Genomic DNA, 18,390 nt, shown 5'->3' on the forward strand with positions numbered 1-18,390 from the left:
CCAACACCAACACCAACACCAACACCAACACCAACACCAACACCAACACCAACACCAACACCAACACCAACACCAACACCAACACCAACACCAACACCAACACCAACACCAACACCAACACCAACACCAACACAAGATTGAGTGATCAACTTCGTGCAGCTGTCGCTATGCTTTTTCGCGTAAAAAACATCTGTTGTTGCCGCTACGTTAGCACTAAGTCTAAAAAATTTACTATTGCACGTTTTTACTAAAAAAAGCATAATTCATTTGAATTTTAATATGAATGATTTTCCACTATTCAATTAGCTTTAGGGCATTTCACATTTGACTCGTTAAAGTGGTTTTTTAATGGTAGTATTCGCTGCATTAGATATAACCTTTAATTATTGTATGAAATAACAAATTGGTATTTTAACTCTTTCTAAACTTACTTTACTATTGATGTAAGATCCGGTAATAACCATACGGGAGGGTTCAAAATGAGAAGTATAAAAAAATATGATGTAGTCGTAGTTGGAGCAGGAAATGCGGCTTTGTGTGCAGCGCTTTCGGCAAAGGAAACTGGTGCTCAAGTTCTTGTATTGGAACGAGGATCCATCAAAAAACGCGGGGGGAATTCATTTTTTACAGATGGAGCTATAAGGGTCGCTTATAATGATTTAGATGCAATTAGAAAAGTAATTCCCAAAATGACGGATGAACAAGCTGAAAAGATTGTAATGCCTGAATACTCACAAACTCATTTTTATCAGGATTTAATGCGCGTAACAGAAGGGAAATGTGACCCAGGGTTAGCAACACAGCTTGTTTCCAAATCATATGAAACAATTATCTGGATGAGTGGGCACGGCATAAAATTTGAGTTAAATTTTGAAAATCAGTCTTTTATAAAAGATGGGAAACACTACTTTTGGGGCGGACTTCCAATTAAAACAGAAAATAAAGGTGTTGGGTTAGTTAAAAACCTATTTAATAGAGTGGAAGAGCTCGATATAGACATTTGGTACAATTCACGTGCCATTGAGTTAGTTATGGCTGGCAACCGCATTACTGGTATCGTCGTTAAACAGGGAGAAGAAACGATGACAGTCAACACAGCTAGTGTAATTCTAGCGTGTGGTAGCTTTGAAGCTAATAAAAAGATGAGAATCGAACATTTAGGTGAAGAGTGGGGAGCAGCAATTGTCAGAGGGACTGAATTTAATACAGGAGATGGCTTAACAATGGCATTGGCTGTAGGTGCACAAAAATATGGTGAGTGGAATGGCTGTCACTCAATTGGCACTGATTATAATGCGCCTAAAGTGGGAGACTTTAATAAGCCAGGTGATATTTATAAGAAATCTTCATTTCCTTTAGGTCTTTTGATTAATCAAACAGGAAATAGATTTGTTGATGAAGGTGCTGACTTCAGAAATTATACTTATGCAAAGTATGGTCGCGAGGTCCTTAAGCAACCTGGCAATAGTGCTTTTCAACTTTTCGATGCCCAAGTACGTCCTATGCTTCGTAAAGAATATAACTTAGAGGAGGCGACCTATTGTCAAGCGGATAGTTTGGAAGAACTAGCGGATAGGTTGTCAGTAGATAAAAGGGAATTATTGAAAACTGTAGAAAAATATAATGAAGCAGTTCAAGAAGGGGAATATAATCCGACAGTAAAAGACGGAAAAGGAACCATTGGCATTACTCCTCCGAAATCAAATTGGGCTTTAAAAATAGACCAGGCACCTTTCTATGCATTTCCAGTTACATGTGGTATTACCTTTGCTTTTGGAGGATTACATGTTAGCGGAACAGGAGAAGTTTTAAATAAAGAAGGAAAACCAATATCAGGTCTTTTCGCTGCTGGAGAAATGGTTGGTGGCATTTTCTATACAAACTACCCAGGTGGATCCGGCTTAATGTCGGGAGCGGTGTTTGGAAAGTTAGCTGGTACAAATGCTGCACACTATTCAAAGGAAATACTAACATCATAAATAATGTGAAAGAGCATCTGCTTTTCGCAGATGCTCCAAGATTGAGTATTTAGGTGTACAGCAAGTATTTTGCCTAAAGGAAGAGTTTTTATTGACTTATATCAATGTCTCTAAATCTAAGCTTTTCACGAACTCGACAAATACTTTTACAATGTTTAATTCCAGTGATTCTTCATGATAAAGCATCCAAGTTTTACGAACAATTGGTTTTCCGTCAGTTGTTTTAAGAATTATTTTATGGATGTCGTTAGTATCATTCAAAATCATACTTGGCAAGATAGCATAGCCTAATCCGTTAACAACCATTTTTTTACACGTGTCCGCCTTATCTACCTCAATGTTGACTAGCGGTGGTTGAGTAAAGTACTCATACCACCAATTATCAATCGAATTTTTGAGAAATGAGTCGGTATGATAATCAATCCTGGTTAATTTAGGGAGATTACATATGTCTATTTTTTCTTTCGAAGCAATACATATCGTTTCTTCAAATAATAAATGTTTCTGATCTTTCCAGCTGTAATCACCTTTTACAATACTAATATGAACATCTTTATCGTAAATTAAATGAGCAATATCACTACTAATCCCAGTTGTGATCTTGAACTCAATACTTTGATATTGTTCTTTGAACAATTTAAGTAGCAGGGGAAGCATATAATCTGTGAAAAAATTAGAAGCCCCTAATCTTAGTGTGCCAGCTTCATTATTCTCCATATTAAGGGCATTCTCTTTAACTTTTTGAATGGTTACTATTATTTTATGGGCGCTTTTTGCCAAATACTCTCCCTGTGGAGTAAATTGAACTCCTCGTCGCCCTCTATTTACAATCTTTACCCCTAGCTCCTTTTCTAAATGTGCTAAGCGTTTTGTTAAGGCTGGTTGAGAGATGTATAGCTGTTGTGCAGTCTTTGTAATATTTTTTTCATGGTAAAGTGTTTGCAAAATGTTCCAATCCCGCTCATCCAAATGGATACCCTCCTCTTTTAGTTTCCTATTTCAATGCATCAATACGGATCAATACTTTAGAGATCATTAGGTTCACTTGTAAGAAGTGACGTTTGAAGAAAGCAGAAACCCCTTACTTGTACCGTTGTAAGAGGCAGAGTACGTTTTCTATTTTAAAAAGGCGCTAGGGCATACTGATATGATAGCCGATTGGTTATGGCTATGAACCTAGCTAGAACGATTGTAAAAGTGATAACGAAGATTATAAAAGAAAATATAAAATATATTGTTTTCTTATTAGCGTTAATAAGGCCATTCCAAATTCAGTTGAGTGTACTAAATTTGGATGGCCGATTTATCTTCATTCTACAAATTGGAAAGCGAAGTACTAACGTAGCGGCAGAACAACTATTGCAAGTACGCTGAGTCGAAATTGATAACAAAAATACTAGTTAATAGCGCCAGTTACAAAAGCAACAATGATAATAACTAAAGAGCATAGTACGGACCACTTAATGGTATAACGTTGTAGATCTCCAAGTTCTGTTTTAATCATTCCAATTAATAAGAGAGTTGATGCAACAAGCGGACTTAGAAAATGTACAGGCTGACCTAACACCGAAGCTCTTGCGATTTCCATAGTGCTAGCACCATAAGCTGATCCTGCTTCAGCTAAAATTGGTAATACGCCAAAATAAAAGGCATCATTAGACAAAACGAATGTAAATGGCATACTAACCAGTGCAACAACAAGTGGGAAGAAAGTGCCAACGGATTCAGGAATAATAGCTATTAGTGCATCGGAAATGGCATCAACCATTTTTGTTCCAGAGAAAATTCCTGAGAATATACCGGCTGCAAACACTAATATTACAACCGTTAAAGCGTTTCCTGCATGGGCTAAAATACGTTCTTTTTGCTGATCTAGGTTCGGATAGTTAATCATAGCTGCCAATACGAAACCAATTAGAAATAAAACCGAAACTGGAATTAGACCCAAAACTAAGACGACCATCACCGTTAGAGTCAACATTAAATTAATCCACCTTAATTTTGGACGTTTAATATCTTCCTGTTGTGAGTTGGTGGCAGCTGCCTCGTTAAACTTTAATGTTTGTGGTGAAACTTCCTCTACATTGATCACACCGATTCTTACTCTTTCACTTCTTCCGAGAACATAGGCGATAATAAGAATAGTGATCATGCCTGATACCATTGTAGGTATAAGTGGCAAGAAGAACTCATTAGCATCGAGACTTAAGGCTGCAATGGCTCTCGTTGCTGGGCCACCCCAAGGAGTCATACCGCTCATAATACTAATAGAAAGTAAAGAAATGGTTGCAAGAACAAGCGGGTTCATACCAATTCGAACGTAAAGTGCCAACATAGCAGAAATAGTAATCATATGGGTTGTTGTCCCATCACCATCTAATGCTACGGTCATTGCAATAATGGCAGTACCTATCGATATTTTAACGGGATCCCCCTTTACAAATTTCATCATTCCATTGATTAGCGGATCAAATAAACCTGCATCTATTAATATACCAAAGAACAATATTGCAAATAAAAGCAGCGCAGCTGAAGGTGCTACCCCTTTTAAACCATCCAGCATCATATTTCCAAGTTCTAGACGGAACCCAGCCATGATAGCAAAAATTATTGGAACAATGACAAGTGCTGTAACTGGTGATAATTTTTTTGTCATAATTAAATACGTAAAGACTATGACCATTGAAATTCCTAAGAAAGTAAAAATATAAATTCCCCCTTTAAAGAAATTGATTACAAATTTTGATGAACTATTTAATTACCTACTAAATAACTAGAATATTCAGTGATTTCAGATTATTACAATCGTGTAAATAAGTAAAATATATAATTTTTTAGATATTTCTTAAAAAAAACTTATAATCAACTGAAACTACAATGGTTGAGGTATTTCCATTTCGATCAATTAAAGGAAGTAATGAATTTTTCTGAATCTAGTTGTTTAAAAAATATAGAAGAACGTATGCATGGTAAAAGAGGAGTGTGAGGTTATGGGGAAAAAGTGAAAGGACGTAAATAAGGTGAAGAAATCACAGAGGAGCGTCTCCTTTTTACAAGATAATTATGAAGCAAGTGAGAAGTTCAATGGAGATTAAAAATATACAAGTTCTTAAGAAAGTAAAGATGATTTGAACTATATTCCTCATCTTGCTCTTTTTATTCAAATGTCAAATGATAAGGATAATTTTGTCTTTTTTAATATTTTCTTATTTTAAGTCACGATTAAGAAGCAAATTTCTTCATTACTGATTTTCGATTTGAAATTAAATATTTGGATGTTTATTTAAAAAATCTACAAAGTTTTTAACTGTGGACAATTTTAATACATCTTGATTGTACATTAACCATGTATAGCGTAATACTGGCTCTCCACTTTTATAAAATAGTTCATGTATATGTAGATTGTCTGAAGGCTGCAAACAAATTTGGGGTACGATAGCAATACCTAAATCATTTTTGACCATCTCTTTACATGTCTCGAGTCGATCGGTCTCCATTGTAATTTTTGGTGGTTCTGAGAACCGATCATGCCACCACCCCGTAATTAGGGCTTTTAAAGTACTGTCAGTGTTATAGTTAATAAACGGAAGGTTAGGTAAGTTTCCGATATCTACCACCTTTTTTGAAATTAAACAAAGGTTCTCAGTATGAAGTAACGTTTTTTTTCCATACCATTCGTAATTCCCCCGGAGTATCCCCAGATGCACAGAAGAGGAATCGAGATGATCCATAATATCTGTACTCCAACCTGTATTGACGTTGAATTGTACATTAGGAAACTCGGTTGAAAACATTTTTAGTATTTTGGGTAGTTTGTACTGAGCAAAATTACTAGAAACTCCTAACCTTAATGTTCCTCGTACTTCATTTTGCATATTTAACATATAATCTTTCGTTTTTTGTAGATTCCTTATCATTTCTTCTGAGTACTCGACTAAATGTGTGCCTTCAGAAGTAAACTCAATTCCTCCTTTTATTTTAAAGAATAATTTAATGCCAAACTCTTTTTCTAAATTTTTAAGCCTGTAAGTTAATGCGGGCTGAGAAATATATAAACGTTCTGAGGCGCGAGTGATATTTTTTTCTTCATATAAAATTTTAATAGCGTTCCAGTCTTTTTCATCCAAAGTAGTTCCCTCCAAATCAAGATTATAAAAAAAATTTAAGGTTTTAGAAATAAATTATCTATTTTACTTATGATATCGCTTATCATACTATACTTTTTAAAGTACCGGTACTTTTAACTTAATTCAACAAATGATTTATGTACCGAAAGCGGAGCGACAGGTACAAGTGTTTTTTGTAACGTAAGTAAAACGGCAGTTACAAAAGAAAGGTAAAGGACAGTTACAGTAGTCTCCCACCTTAAAGGTAGGGAGTTGAACGTGGGCTGAAGTTACTTTTTTGGTGTACAAGCATCTGATATCCAATTCAAAGATGATCAAGATAATAAAAAAGGTGGTTGTTGAGATGAAAGTACCTGTTGTTGTTATGAGGGGTGGAACAAGTAAAGGGGTTTTCATACATTTTGAAAATATGCCAAAAGACCGTTTGCTTTGGGACCGATTTTTACTAGATATCATGGGAAGTCCAGATCAGAGACAAATTGATGGTCTTGGCGGAGCGAATTCATTAACGAGTAAAGCTGCAATTATTAAAAAGTCCCATTTAGAAGGAATTGATATAGAATATACTTTTGCCCAAATAAGCATTGAGCATCAATTAGTTGATTTTAGGGGGAACTGTGGAAATATTTCTTCTGCTGTGGGTCCATATGTCATCGACCAAGGTTTAGTACCAGCAATTGAACCAATCACTAGGGTCAGAATATTCAACACGAATACTCAGAAGGTGATTATTGCTGAAGTAGAAGTTGAAAACGGTCGAGTGAAAACGGATGGAATGTATTCAATTCCTGGAGTTCCAGGAACAGGTTCTCCTATTTATCTTTCATTTTCTAACGCTGAAGGAGCTGTGACAGGGAAGCTGTTTCCAACTGGAAATCCTATTGATGTGATAAAATCGTCAAAAGGGCCTGTAAATGTTTCCATTATTGATGTTGCTAATCCATTAGTTTTTGTCAATGCTCAAGATGTGGGGCTTACAGGTGTTGAGCTACCTGAAGATTTTTCACTAGAAAAACTAGCAGAGTTAGAAGAAATTAGATCAATCGCGACTGAATTGTGCCAGTTTGCCAGTAAAGATGAGGCCACGAAAAAATCACCAGCTGTACCTAAAATGACGATTATTGCACCTCCTACAGATTATATTGATGTAGCGGGCGTGGAGAGAAAAGCCAAGGATATGGATTGCGTGATTAGGATGATGTCGATGCAAAAGCCTCATCAGGCACTTGCTATCACAGGTGCTATCTGTACAACAGCAGGTATATTTTTAAAAGATACCGTATTATACGATGTGATAAAGGTGAACCAAAAAATTGTTCGATTAGGACATCCTGCTGGGATTATGGAAACAAAGGTAGAATTAATCGCTGGTCAAATTAGTTCAATTAAAGTCGTACGCACAGCTCGTAGAATTTTAGAAGGCTTTGTGTATACTAAGAAGAATTATCGGGTGTGTTGAATAACCATGTATATAGAATTAAAAACTTCTGACTAATATTAGAGGAGTAGCGACTTGATGTAGAAAAATTGTGGTAGCTAAAGAAGTAGGTTGGGAGGACATTTTTCAACACTAGAAATCAAGGTTTGAAAATCCCTTTTCGTTTATGACGATTACTTATTTTACTCCAATTAGGATTACTAATATTTGAACTGCTAAATAAGCAAAGTACCGACAAAATCTTGAATGATTTTGTCGGTTTTTTTATAGAAATTTTGGGGGGATATGAAAAAAGGCCACTTTTCCTAAGCGGAAAGTGACCAAAGAAAGATTTAATAATGATGGGGGTGTGTTTCTTGCCCAAGGTATGAGCAAGTTGGAAGCAAATTAGGTACACTACCATTTTATGAAATAGAAAAGATGGCTGTTAGGTTCTTGCCTAAATCAATTATTTTTTTTAGGTATGTTTTTTTGATTTAGTAGAAGTTTTAAGCAAGGAAGGGACTGTCCAATACGTTCCCATGCGCCATAACCACTCGAATGGACCAAATTTAAAGTATTTTAACCAAATCTTACTGAATAGCAATTGGAAAATGTAAATGCCTATACAAATCCATAGAGATTGAATGAAACGAATATTGCCAATAAGGTGAAAAGTATTACCAATTATTAAAATCAGCGCGGTTTGTCCTAAATAATTTGTTAATGCCATTCGACCATAGTCTTTTAAAGGTGAAAGCAAAACTTGAAATAAAGGACGTTGCAGTAAAAGCATTAATAATCCTACATAAAATGCTGATACAAATGGGCTAAATTGAAGCCCAATAAGTGTAAACTTTTCAATGTTTGTCACATGTACCTTAAGCTCATCTTCTGTCATTTGATCAAAGTTCACCATTGCCTCTGGGACATAATGCCATTGATACAGCAATCCCCCTACGCTAATAAAGAACATAATAACTGTCAAGATAATTATTCTTTTACGATTGTCATGAATCTTTTCAAAAATTCGATACTGCCCAGCAGCTAATCCCAGTAACATTAGAGGGAACGGCATGGCAATTTTGAAACCAAAATAAGCGGTTACCGCTAATAAAATAAGCCCTATAGTCATGTTTATTTCTTTACGAACTTTGTAAAAAGGTAACGCTATTAGCCCGAATATTGCATAGATGGTTAATGCTTCTCCAGGTTGGAAATAAAAGTGTACAAGCCCGATTAACAATAAAATAATAATTCTTCTAACAAATAAAAAGTAGGCATTTTCATTTTTAGCTATTGCACGGGAAATGAAAATATAAAAGCCTACACCAAATAAAAATGAAAAAATGGTGAAAAACTTACCTTCCACAAAAAGTGTTAAAAACCTATTGTAAGCAACATCTACAGATGTGTCAGGTAGATTAATCCGCATTAATCCTGGAATATTGACTAAAATAATTCCTAATAAAGCAAACCCTCTTAAATAATCTAGTGTATCAATACGTTTGTTTAAATCAATTGGTTGCATGTTTCTCACTCCTCATTTACAAAGTATACGGAAGTTATCCATAAAGTAGTAACGATGAATGTTACGCCAATCTTACAAAATCGTCATATAACTTTAATCATTTTCTGGATACATAGATAAAATGTCTTTTGCCTGCTGCCGTAAAATATGGACTAATTCTTTCGGTTCTACAATTTGTGCATGCATGCCAAGCCGATAGAAAAGGGGGCTAATAAAATTAAGCTCACCTTTGTCTATATTGGCATTAATATAACCGGTGCCATCTTCTTTGATCATGACCAAATCTTCTAGGTTTGGTTCGCTTTTGCATTGTCGCACACCTTCTCTTGATAATAGTACATGTAAACGGATAGGTTGTTTATTTTCATAATTGCTACTAAACCATTCCTTCAAATTTACAAATACCTCTTTGTTCTCTTCACTTTCTATAATGGAAACAATTCGGTCTACACGAAACAGTAATATTTTTTGTTTTGTGAAATCAAAGGCAGGCATATACCACAACCCATCATGAGCATACACACCAATTGGATGAATATGTTTTGTAGTTGTACCTGATTTTGATTCATAGTGAATATGTAGATTTTTGTTTTCAATAGCTGTCTCTAAAACGACTTTCAATAAAGGGGTTTCAATCGCCCGTTTAGGATTCCAAAACGCGATGTAAGATTGAAGTTGATCTACTTTCCGCTTTGCCTCTTCCTGAAGCGAGCAATAAAGCTTATGAGAAGCGGATTGTATTTCTGTATTAAAGGGTAAATCACGGTAATAATGAAGTGATTGGAACGCAAAGAAAATCGAAACTGCCTCATCTTCTGTAAATAAAATAGGGGGAAGAAGTCTGCTCGATAGGACAGTATAGCCACCGTTCCGCCCTTGTTCTGCATAAATAGGTAAACCCATATCACTTAAATCTAAAATATATCGATGGACCGTGCGAATCGATATATTGAACTCATCTGAAATTTCTTGTGCAGTAAATTTCTTTTTTGCACTTACAAACAGAAGGATATCTAATAGTCGTTTTGCTTTTGACATTTTCTCACCTTTTTTCATTTAATCATGCCAGTAGTTGTCATGTTTTTTGTTTAGTATAGATTTTGTTCAGAAGTTTTTCAAAAGTTTAAGGAGATGATGTTATGTCACGAGAAATTATTTTATATATTGCAACTAGTTTGGATGGATATATTGCAAAAGAGAATGATGATTTACAATGGCTGGAGGAAGCAGAGGGGGAAGGGGATGCTGGATATTCAGATATGTATCAATCCATTGATACTGTTATTATGGGTAAAAGAACGTATGATTGGGTTGTAGACCACATTGAGTCTTTTCCATATCCCGATAAGAAATGTTATGTATTCACAACTTCACTAAGTGGTCAAAACGAACATGTTGAGTTTGTAAATGAAGATATTGTAGCGTTTACTAAAAAGTTAAGGGAACAGGAAGGGTCTAAAATTTGGATGGTTGGTGGAGCGGGAATTCTCGACCCTTTTATAAAGGAACAGTTAATAGATGAAATAATTATTACGATTACACCGCACTTATTAGGTTCTGGCATTCCATTGTTTAAGGATAGTAATCCATTTCAAGACCTGGAGTTAGTAAATACACAACGCTTTGGGCAAATGGTGCAAATGCATTATAAGGTGAAGAAAAAGGTTAGATAATCTGCCACAAAGGTTGATTTTCACTCCGAGTTTCCGCTTTCCGCGGGCTTGGCTTCAATCTCCTCGTCACTACGTTCCTGCGGGGCTATCCGCGCAAGCTCATCCCGCAGGAGTTGCCACTCTCCGCGAAAATCAACAGTTTCTCATCAGTTAAGCTGAAACCAAAATTGTAGGGCTGATGATCTATACCTGAAAAAAGAGGCTAATTAATTTATCTTAGGGTGACAACCTTCAAACGTATGTAAATAAATAGATCAAGCATATTATACATATAAAATATGGTGGTCTATTTTTTATGATTCTGTTCGTAACGATTGTTGTTTTATCTTGCCTTACTCAACTAACGGCGCAGTTTAGTTGAATAAGGAAATTGCTTACATTTGTAGAAGTCATGTAGGGGGATTGGTGTAATGGATAATAATATTTTGATGTTCACAATACTCATTTTATTTCAGTTGGCAGTCGTTAGTATAGTTTTAGCTATTTTTTCCTCAGTCTTTGTGAAAAGCAGAAAGAAAGGATTTGTGTTTTTAACAATCTATATTTTACTAAGTATATACAGTCTTTATAATGTATATAAATACTCTGCGATATTGGGTAGTAGTATGTTAATAATCTACATTAGCTTAGGAGTAGTAACTTATTTTGTTATTAAAAAGAGACTCTCAAATGGAACAGAAATTTAGATTCTTCAAGTAACGGGGTGCTTTACTTGAAGATCGTTGAGTTGCGTATGCAGCTCTTTTTTCTTATTAAACTAACGAGGCAGATTAGTTTAATAAGGAAAAAATTACATATATGAAATAAGGCAATACATTGTTAAGATTTGATAGGTTAAATATTCTATAGAAAAATTTTTAGAACGAAGGGAAGTATCTTAATGTGAGGATGGGGAGAGATTCTTCAGATTTTATAGCAATATTTACCTTGATATTTGTAATTCTTTACTCGAAGGAAGACCACGAAAAGACTTTTAGAATTAACTATTGGAAACTGAGAGAACGAGAACATTTAGAAGGGAAATAAAAAGATGAATGACAAGATTATTTCAATCATTTCTACATATGAAAAAGATGGAGATTTTATGGGAGGGGTAAATGAAGATACGATTCGAGAAGCAGCACAAATGCTAAACGTTACATTCCCAAAGAGTTATCATTGGTTTTTAAAACAATATGGTAGCGGTGGACTTGATGGAATAGATATATATGGTTGTAGGACACCGGCTGCGGATTCTTCAGTTGTTTACCACACACAATTGTATAGAGAAGAATATAACCTACCCGTACAATATATTGTTTTAGAAGATATCGATGGTTCTGTGAGATGCTTAGATACCAATCAAATGAACGATGGCGAGTGCCCTGTTGTCTTTTGGAATCGTTTTGCAGAGGAACTGTATGCCATTACTTATGAAAACTTCAGCGATTATTTATTAGAGTCTTTACAAGAATCTGTAGATAATTTGTATGATGAGGATTAATTGATTATAGAATACTAAGAATCGTGATTTAAGTAATGATATATATTTATAAGTTTCATATTATTTTACTGCATTGATTTACAAAGCCGATTTTCTCTATACATAGAAGAAATCGGCTTTTTCTCTATGAAAATTCACTTGCGTACAAAATTCGCGTTTTGCTGGTGCTACCCCTTATTAAACTAACGAGTAGCTTTACTTGAAGATCATTGAGTTGCATAAGCAGCTCTTTTTTTCTTATTGAACTAATGGAGCAGGTTAATTGAATAGTGTTGTTTAACTTGTGTTCAACAATCGGCCCAGATTGTTTTATCGGAATAACACAGTATAATAATTTTAGAAATAGCTATAGAAAAATGAGAGCGCAAGAACATTTAGAAGGGATATAAAAAATTGAATGACAAGATTATTTCAATCATTTCCACATATGAAAAAGATGGAGATTTTATGGGAGGGGTAAATGAAGATACGATTCGAGAAGCAGCTCGAATACTAAACATTACATTCCCGAAGAGTTATCATTGGTTTTTAAAACAGTATGGTAGCGGCGGACTTAATGGAATAGATATAAATGGTTGTGAGAAACCTGCCGCGGATGCTTCCGTTGTTTACCACACGAAATTGTATAGAGAGAAGTACGACCTACCATTACAGTATATTGTTTTAGAAGATATCGATGGTTCTGTGACTTGCTTAGATACCAATCAAATGAACGATGGCGAGTGCCCTGTTGTCTTTTGGAGTCGTTTTTCAAAGGAACTGTATGCCATTACTTATGAAAACTTCAGCGAGTATCTATTAGAGTCTTTACAAGAATCTGTAGATAATTTGTATGATGAGGATTAATTGATTATAGAATACTAAGAATCGTGATTTAAGTAATGATATATATATTGAAGTTGATTTTGTTATAGACACAGATAGAATATACAGACCCTCTTATTAAACTAACGGGGGCTTTAGTTTAATAAGAGACAGCGATTGCTGTCTCTTTTTTTATGATCTTTGTAACAATGTTTACTACACTAGCCTTTGTTATAAATTTTTCATATAATCTGCTAGTTCTGTACTTTCTGTTTTGCGTGATTTTTTGTTTTCATCTTCCAACTCTTCAATTCTCCCTTCCAATTTTTTGATTCTCCGCCTAAGAGAAGCGATCATTGCGTCTTGATTTGCTTCGTCTCGCTTAGCTCTTGCATTACTATATGCTTTTTCTTGTTGATCTCGTAAGAATTCAATACGTTCTCGAATGTCAGAATGATTATACAAGGTCGCTTTCGTTACGCCAGCTTCTTTTGCTACACTGTTGAAATTAATAGCCTTAGAATCCTTAGTAAGCCGTTTAATGGCGTTTTCAACCTTTTCTTTTGTCTTACGTTTACGTTCCTCGTGTAAGTGCCTTATTTGCTCTTCTCGGTCGATACTAGCCATTCTTAACACCTTTCTTTCTCATACGTTCTAGTTTTCTCTGCATACGTTCTAAGTTACCGAAAATGACGTTTCCACTTTTAATGGTATTATATATGTCTTTGTATCTCTCCAAGTTCTTTTCATTCGCTTCAATCATATCTTGTCGGTCATATTTTTTTGCTGCTTCAATCATCTTAGTGGTTGATTCTATGTGAAGCTCATATTTCTTTACATCGAAACTGCTCATACCAACAGCTAAATCAAAACAAGGCTTCCCATTGTTTGCTGTAAGACAAGGTGGTTCAGCTGCTAAAGGGCAGTTTCCATTTACTCTGGCTCGACAAGTCCCATAAGGATTGTCCATTGCATTTAACTTTTCATCTCGCCATAATGCATCCATAATGTCTTCTGGAATTTCCTCGTTCTCTGCCACTTGATCAACTTTACCATCCAAGTCAAAGCTAAATACGCCACTTTTCACGACCTTCTCAAACTCTTTGCGTTTTGTATCATCCACTAACTTAGCGTAACGCATTGTCATTTCAGGAGATGCGTGAGCCAAAAGTTCTTGCACTGTTAAAATATCAGCCCCGCCATTTATCATCTTTACACCAAAGGTATGCCTAAAAGCGTGGTTTTTAAAATGGAAAATATTCCCCGCCTCATCAACAATTTTCTTTTTATGTGCCAGTTCGTTCATTTTGTTCTGAATCCAGTTTTGACTGTATGGCTTTCCCTTAAGGGAACCAGTGTATCGGACAAAGATAAATTTATCTGGATTGTTGCCATCATTGCTGCGTTCTTCTGAATTGTGGATCAATACGGCGAGCAGATTTGCCAATTCTTCATCAATGGGTATTTTATGATTTATCACATAGGTCTTCTCTATGTCGGTTTTAACAGAGCTTTTACCATTTAAACGAAATAGACATTCCTGTGTCAGTCCCAATGCATCACTGACACGCAATCCTGTTTTATACATAACCCAAACGACTGGCTGAACATCTGGATGAAGTTCATTGATATGCTCGAACAATTGCTCCAACACAAAGTCTGGAACGTGGTCAATGTCATCTGTTGCTTTCTTAGGCATATTAGGGATATCTCCAGGATAAATAAGCTTTGTTACAGGTTTGGTTGGTGCAATACTAGACTCATATCTTTGGAAATCTTCAAGACATACATTAACACAACAAATGTTAGAGATTATGTATCTTGTAGGATTTGCGTTCTTTTGTTTTATATTGTTTTTTGCATAATGATTAAGATACTCTAAATATTTCTCGAAATGCTCTCTTGTGAGTTCATTTAAACTATTCCAATCAGGTTCTATTTCACTAACAAAATTCAAAAACATTGATAAATACCTATTATAATTCTTAGCTGAACTCCACGAAAAATTCCGAGCACCTAGCAATCTATTTTTTATATACTTTTTGAAGTGTTTTCTGAATTCTTCGTTTTGTACCTTTTTAAAATTTATATAGTAATTAGTCATTGAACGATTATATTCAATGCCATATTTTTTGTTTAGAACCCTAACATCCCATCTATCTTTTTCCCATTCTTCACGGGTATCTGTTTGTTTTGATAAGTAATCATAAATTGATCGCAAAAATGCTGCTGCTGCTGATTTGTTTTCTGTAATTTTTACGTCATTACCTATAGGGGTTGAATTCTTTTGAGTTGTTACTATCCCCTTTTTGATCAACCACCATATCCACCGTTTTTCCTCTTTGTCGATGTCCAATTCCAAAAGGGAAGGGAGTCTAGGATGTCTAGGATGTCTTTCGTTTAGGTATTCATTCAATCGATTTAGGTTAGCTTTATTACTACTAAATGCAGAAGAAAGACTCCATCCATCATTAAAAAGCTTAAGATAAAATACAAATTTAAGTTCCAAGGATACCGAAAGACTTTCAGAAGTGAATGTTATCTTTCTTCCTGTGCTTTTATATTCTTCTGCAAAATTAGGGATTTGACCAATGGTATCAGCATTCCAAACATCATTGACCAGAAAGTAATCATCCTCGGCCTTATATGTCTTGAGCTTTCCATCGCCTAACACTTCTTTTACCTCGTAAGAGGAAAGGGTAGAGGTAATCAAGTCCCAATAGTCATTCTGGGATAAATTATTGCACGCTGTGTATTTATTCAATATCCTGACTCCTTATCTATTGATTTAAAAAGGAAATGCTTCATCAGAAACACCCGATAGAACAGGGTCTTCCTTTCCATTCTCTCTAATCTTTATCGAACCTAGATTGAATGTTGGAGCTGCCTTTTCCCAATCCTTGCGGATATCATCCTCGGAAGGATGGAGGTAGTATTTGATGGTTGTTTGGATTTGAGAATGCCCTAAACGCTCTTGCACCATTTTAATGTTTTTGGTCGCAAGGTAATAAAGAGTTCCGTGGGTATGTCTAAACATATGTGGAGTTATATGAAACCCAGCTTTTTTCTTAAGTTCTTGACACACATCACGAACATTATGGTATTCCATTGGTGAACCTAGGTTATCACCATACAGTTTCACAAAAACAAAGTTATGGTCCAAATCCAAATCATCAATCACTTCATACAAATAATCATCATATAGATCCATCAGTTCCTGCGATACATCGATTTTTCTTTCACCCGTTTTTAAATAGCCGCCGTTAGGTAATACGCCTCTCTCTGTCAAATGAATCTGATGTTTTCTATGTTTATTATCAAGTTTTAAATCTTCTAAAAATAAAGAAAGAGCCTCCCCAATCCTCATACCCGTTTCGAATAGTAGACGTATTAAGAATCTATCTCTAATATTCGTAGTAGCATTGTAGACGATTTCAACTTGTTCTTTTGTGAAAATCTCTACTTTCTTTCTGGGTTCTTTTTGTTTAAGAATATTTTTGGAGTAGGGTTGATTTCCGCTAACGTGCTCTAAAAAACTTTTATATCCTTTACCACCAGCACCCGAGAATACTTTTTTCATTAATTTATCGCCAATGTTCGAATCTATTAAATCGCTTCGATATAAATAATCATAGAAGTTCGTTACAACAGTAATATAATTGTTCACAGTTGACTCAGCTCGCTTTGCTGAGGTTTTCTTCTGAGGAGTCACTTTTACACTCTCATAAGGATTTGAAAGCCAACCCACAAAGTTCGATAGAACTTCAAAAGAGACCTGGTTATAATCAATCCCTAATTGCCCTAAATAAGTAAAATAGGCTTTTAAAGCCTGACAATATCCCTTTAAAGTATTAGGTGTTTTTCCACTGTTATAGAGATATTTCATATACTTTGCTACCACTTCAATTGGTTTTCTGTCAGCATCTAGCAAGACATAGATAATCCTATTGTCATCCATCGGTACTTTTAAAACTTCTATGTCCATTCATTAATCATCTCCTATTGTTAGGTTAGAGAAGGCGCTTAACCCATAGTGTTAATTGGTATGTTTGTTTCTCTAAGGTCCTCGAAACTTTGCTTCTGCGGAGTCCTACCTCGGACCAAGGCTACACCCTCTTAATTACAAACGAATGTTCCTATGCAATATCCATAATATACTATTTGTACTTATTAATAAACCCTTATATTTTTAGCCTATTATGCAAATAAAAAGAGGATAACAGCCTATATAATAGACTAATTATCCTCTATTCCTTTACCCTTATATAATTTGATAAGCCTCTTTTTAATAGGAGGAAAGAGAACGGTAGATTTCCCCCATGATTCCCTTCATTTGATGCATACCTGTATCAGTATTGCTCATCATAACAATCGCTTGTTCAATATATGGATAGGCGACTAACATACATTGAAATCCAACACCCCAGCCAAGAGAGGTAAACTCGAGTTTGCTGTCCGTGCCATCTAGAAATACACCGAGACCTGTCCATTCTTTACAGCCTTGGGAGCGGAATAGTTCTTTTACTTGTTTGGACGCAATGCCAATGTTACTTTGTCCTTTGACGGCATTCATAATATCCAATAATAATTTTGTTAAATCGCTTGGGGTAGTCCATATACCACAAGCGGCAATATAAGGATAAATAGAATATTTCCCTGGAATTACAGCTCCATTTTGATCATGGCCACATGCAAAATTATCTAAAGTCGATGTTGAAAGAGAGGTAGTACATGTACTGTTTGTCATGCTTAGTGGTTTAAATATAAAAGTGTCCATGAGATAAGAAAAAGGTTTTTGAGTTATATCTTCTAGTAATAGTTGAATAAGACAAAAGCCTGCATCAGAATAGTGAAATTCACTTTCAGGTTCATATGTCACTTCAATGGTAGTAGGGCAATATGAGGTTGTACCATTCAATATTTCTACCATGGACGGTATTTCGTTGAAAGATTCTAGTTCCATAAAACTGCCCTCAGGGTCCACAATACCAGATTGATGACAAAGTAAGTTGCGTAATGTAACTTTTTTATGCTTCGTCAATGGATTGTCAGGGACCTTCCATGAAACTAGTTTTTTATTAACATCTTCATCTAAATCTACAATTCCTTGTTCTACGAATTTCATTACTAAAATGCTTGTTAGAAACTTACTGATGGAACAAGCGTTGAAAATGGAGTGCTCATTAACTATTTTATCGGTACCTGCTTCTAGAACACCAAAATGTTCCTGCTTACTTATTTTTCCCTTTTCGATAGCTACAATGCTTAAACCTGTTATATGGTAATGCTCCATGCGTTCACGAATGTTTATCATCTAATATTGAGCTCCTAGTTTTTTCTACATTATAACAGAACGGGGGAACTGGTGTTTGTGGA

Annotated in this window: 14 protein-coding genes; 5 read left to right on the plus strand and 9 right to left on the minus strand. The window is 35.3% G+C overall.

Annotated features, from left to right (window positions below; translation table 11 throughout):
• Window positions 1-479: 479 nt before the first annotated feature.
• On the plus strand, window positions 480-1,979 hold the full coding sequence (tcuA, locus tag ACVYAD_RS19725) for an FAD-dependent tricarballylate dehydrogenase TcuA (RefSeq protein WP_476427589.1): 1,500 nt from the start codon (window positions 480-482) through the stop codon (window positions 1,977-1,979).
• Between the two features lie 96 nt (window positions 1,980-2,075).
• On the opposite strand, the gene ACVYAD_RS19730 is transcribed toward tcuA, so the two are convergent.
• The 3 genes from ACVYAD_RS19730 to ACVYAD_RS19740 form a co-directional block, all read right to left on the minus strand.
• Entirely contained in the window at window positions 2,076-2,948 is an 873-nt protein-coding gene (locus ACVYAD_RS19730) for a LysR family transcriptional regulator (protein ID WP_476427590.1), read from the minus strand.
• Window positions 2,949-3,375: 427 nt separating this feature from the next.
• Window positions 3,376-4,686: a CitMHS family transporter gene (locus tag ACVYAD_RS19735; protein ID WP_476427667.1), complete on the minus strand. Its 1,311-nt coding sequence runs from the start codon at window positions 4,684-4,686 to the stop codon at window positions 3,376-3,378.
• A gap of 556 nt (window positions 4,687-5,242) precedes the next feature.
• A complete protein-coding gene (locus tag ACVYAD_RS19740) occupies window positions 5,243-6,106 on the minus strand; it encodes a LysR family transcriptional regulator (RefSeq protein ID WP_476427591.1) in 864 nt (287 codons plus the stop codon).
• A 343-nt stretch (window positions 6,107-6,449) separates the two neighbouring features.
• On the opposite strand from ACVYAD_RS19740, the gene ACVYAD_RS19745 reads away from it, so the two are divergent.
• Window positions 6,450-7,565: a PrpF domain-containing protein gene (locus ACVYAD_RS19745; RefSeq protein ID WP_476427592.1), complete on the plus strand. Its 1,116-nt coding sequence runs from the start codon at window positions 6,450-6,452 to the stop codon at window positions 7,563-7,565.
• Window positions 7,566-8,001: 436 nt separating this feature from the next.
• On the opposite strand, the gene ACVYAD_RS19750 is transcribed toward ACVYAD_RS19745, so the two are convergent.
• Complete coding sequence (locus ACVYAD_RS19750; RefSeq protein WP_476427594.1) at window positions 8,002-9,054, minus strand: DUF418 domain-containing protein; 1,053 nt, start codon at window positions 9,052-9,054, stop codon at window positions 8,002-8,004.
• A gap of 93 nt (window positions 9,055-9,147) precedes the next feature.
• A complete protein-coding gene (locus tag ACVYAD_RS19755; protein ID WP_476427595.1) occupies window positions 9,148-10,092 on the minus strand; it encodes a helix-turn-helix transcriptional regulator in 945 nt (314 codons plus the stop codon).
• 101 nt (window positions 10,093-10,193) lie between these two features.
• On the opposite strand from ACVYAD_RS19755, the gene ACVYAD_RS19760 reads away from it, so the two are divergent.
• From ACVYAD_RS19760 to ACVYAD_RS19770, 3 genes are all read left to right on the plus strand, one after another.
• On the plus strand, window positions 10,194-10,727 hold the full coding sequence (locus tag ACVYAD_RS19760; protein WP_476427597.1) for a dihydrofolate reductase family protein: 534 nt from the start codon (window positions 10,194-10,196) through the stop codon (window positions 10,725-10,727).
• A gap of 1,030 nt (window positions 10,728-11,757) precedes the next feature.
• Complete coding sequence (locus tag ACVYAD_RS19765) at window positions 11,758-12,210, plus strand: SMI1/KNR4 family protein (RefSeq protein WP_476427598.1); 453 nt, start codon at window positions 11,758-11,760, stop codon at window positions 12,208-12,210.
• A 393-nt stretch (window positions 12,211-12,603) separates the two neighbouring features.
• On the plus strand, window positions 12,604-13,056 hold the full coding sequence (locus tag ACVYAD_RS19770) for an SMI1/KNR4 family protein (protein WP_476427599.1): 453 nt from the start codon (window positions 12,604-12,606) through the stop codon (window positions 13,054-13,056).
• Window positions 13,057-13,245: 189 nt separating this feature from the next.
• Here the strand turns inward: ACVYAD_RS19770 and ACVYAD_RS19775 are convergent, their stop codons facing one another.
• The 4 genes from ACVYAD_RS19775 to ACVYAD_RS19790 form a co-directional block, all read right to left on the minus strand.
• Window positions 13,246-13,641 (minus strand): DUF6262 family protein, encoded by a 396-nt coding sequence (locus tag ACVYAD_RS19775; RefSeq protein ID WP_476427600.1) that lies wholly within the window; start codon window positions 13,639-13,641, stop codon window positions 13,246-13,248.
• On the minus strand, window positions 13,634-15,778 hold the full coding sequence (locus ACVYAD_RS19780) for a tyrosine-type recombinase/integrase (RefSeq protein WP_476427601.1): 2,145 nt from the start codon (window positions 15,776-15,778) through the stop codon (window positions 13,634-13,636). Before ACVYAD_RS19780 ends, ACVYAD_RS19775 begins: the two co-directional genes overlap by 8 nt.
• 24 nt (window positions 15,779-15,802) lie before the next feature.
• Window positions 15,803-16,999 (minus strand): tyrosine-type recombinase/integrase, encoded by a 1,197-nt coding sequence (locus tag ACVYAD_RS19785; RefSeq protein WP_476427602.1) that lies wholly within the window; start codon window positions 16,997-16,999, stop codon window positions 15,803-15,805.
• Between the two features lie 300 nt (window positions 17,000-17,299).
• Window positions 17,300-18,328, minus strand: coding sequence for a serine hydrolase domain-containing protein (locus tag ACVYAD_RS19790; RefSeq protein ID WP_476427603.1), 1,029 nt, complete (start codon window positions 18,326-18,328; stop codon window positions 17,300-17,302).
• Between the last annotated feature and the right edge of the window lie 62 nt (window positions 18,329-18,390).

The sequence above is a fragment of the Lysinibacillus sp. G1-3 genome, assembly GCF_056322905.1.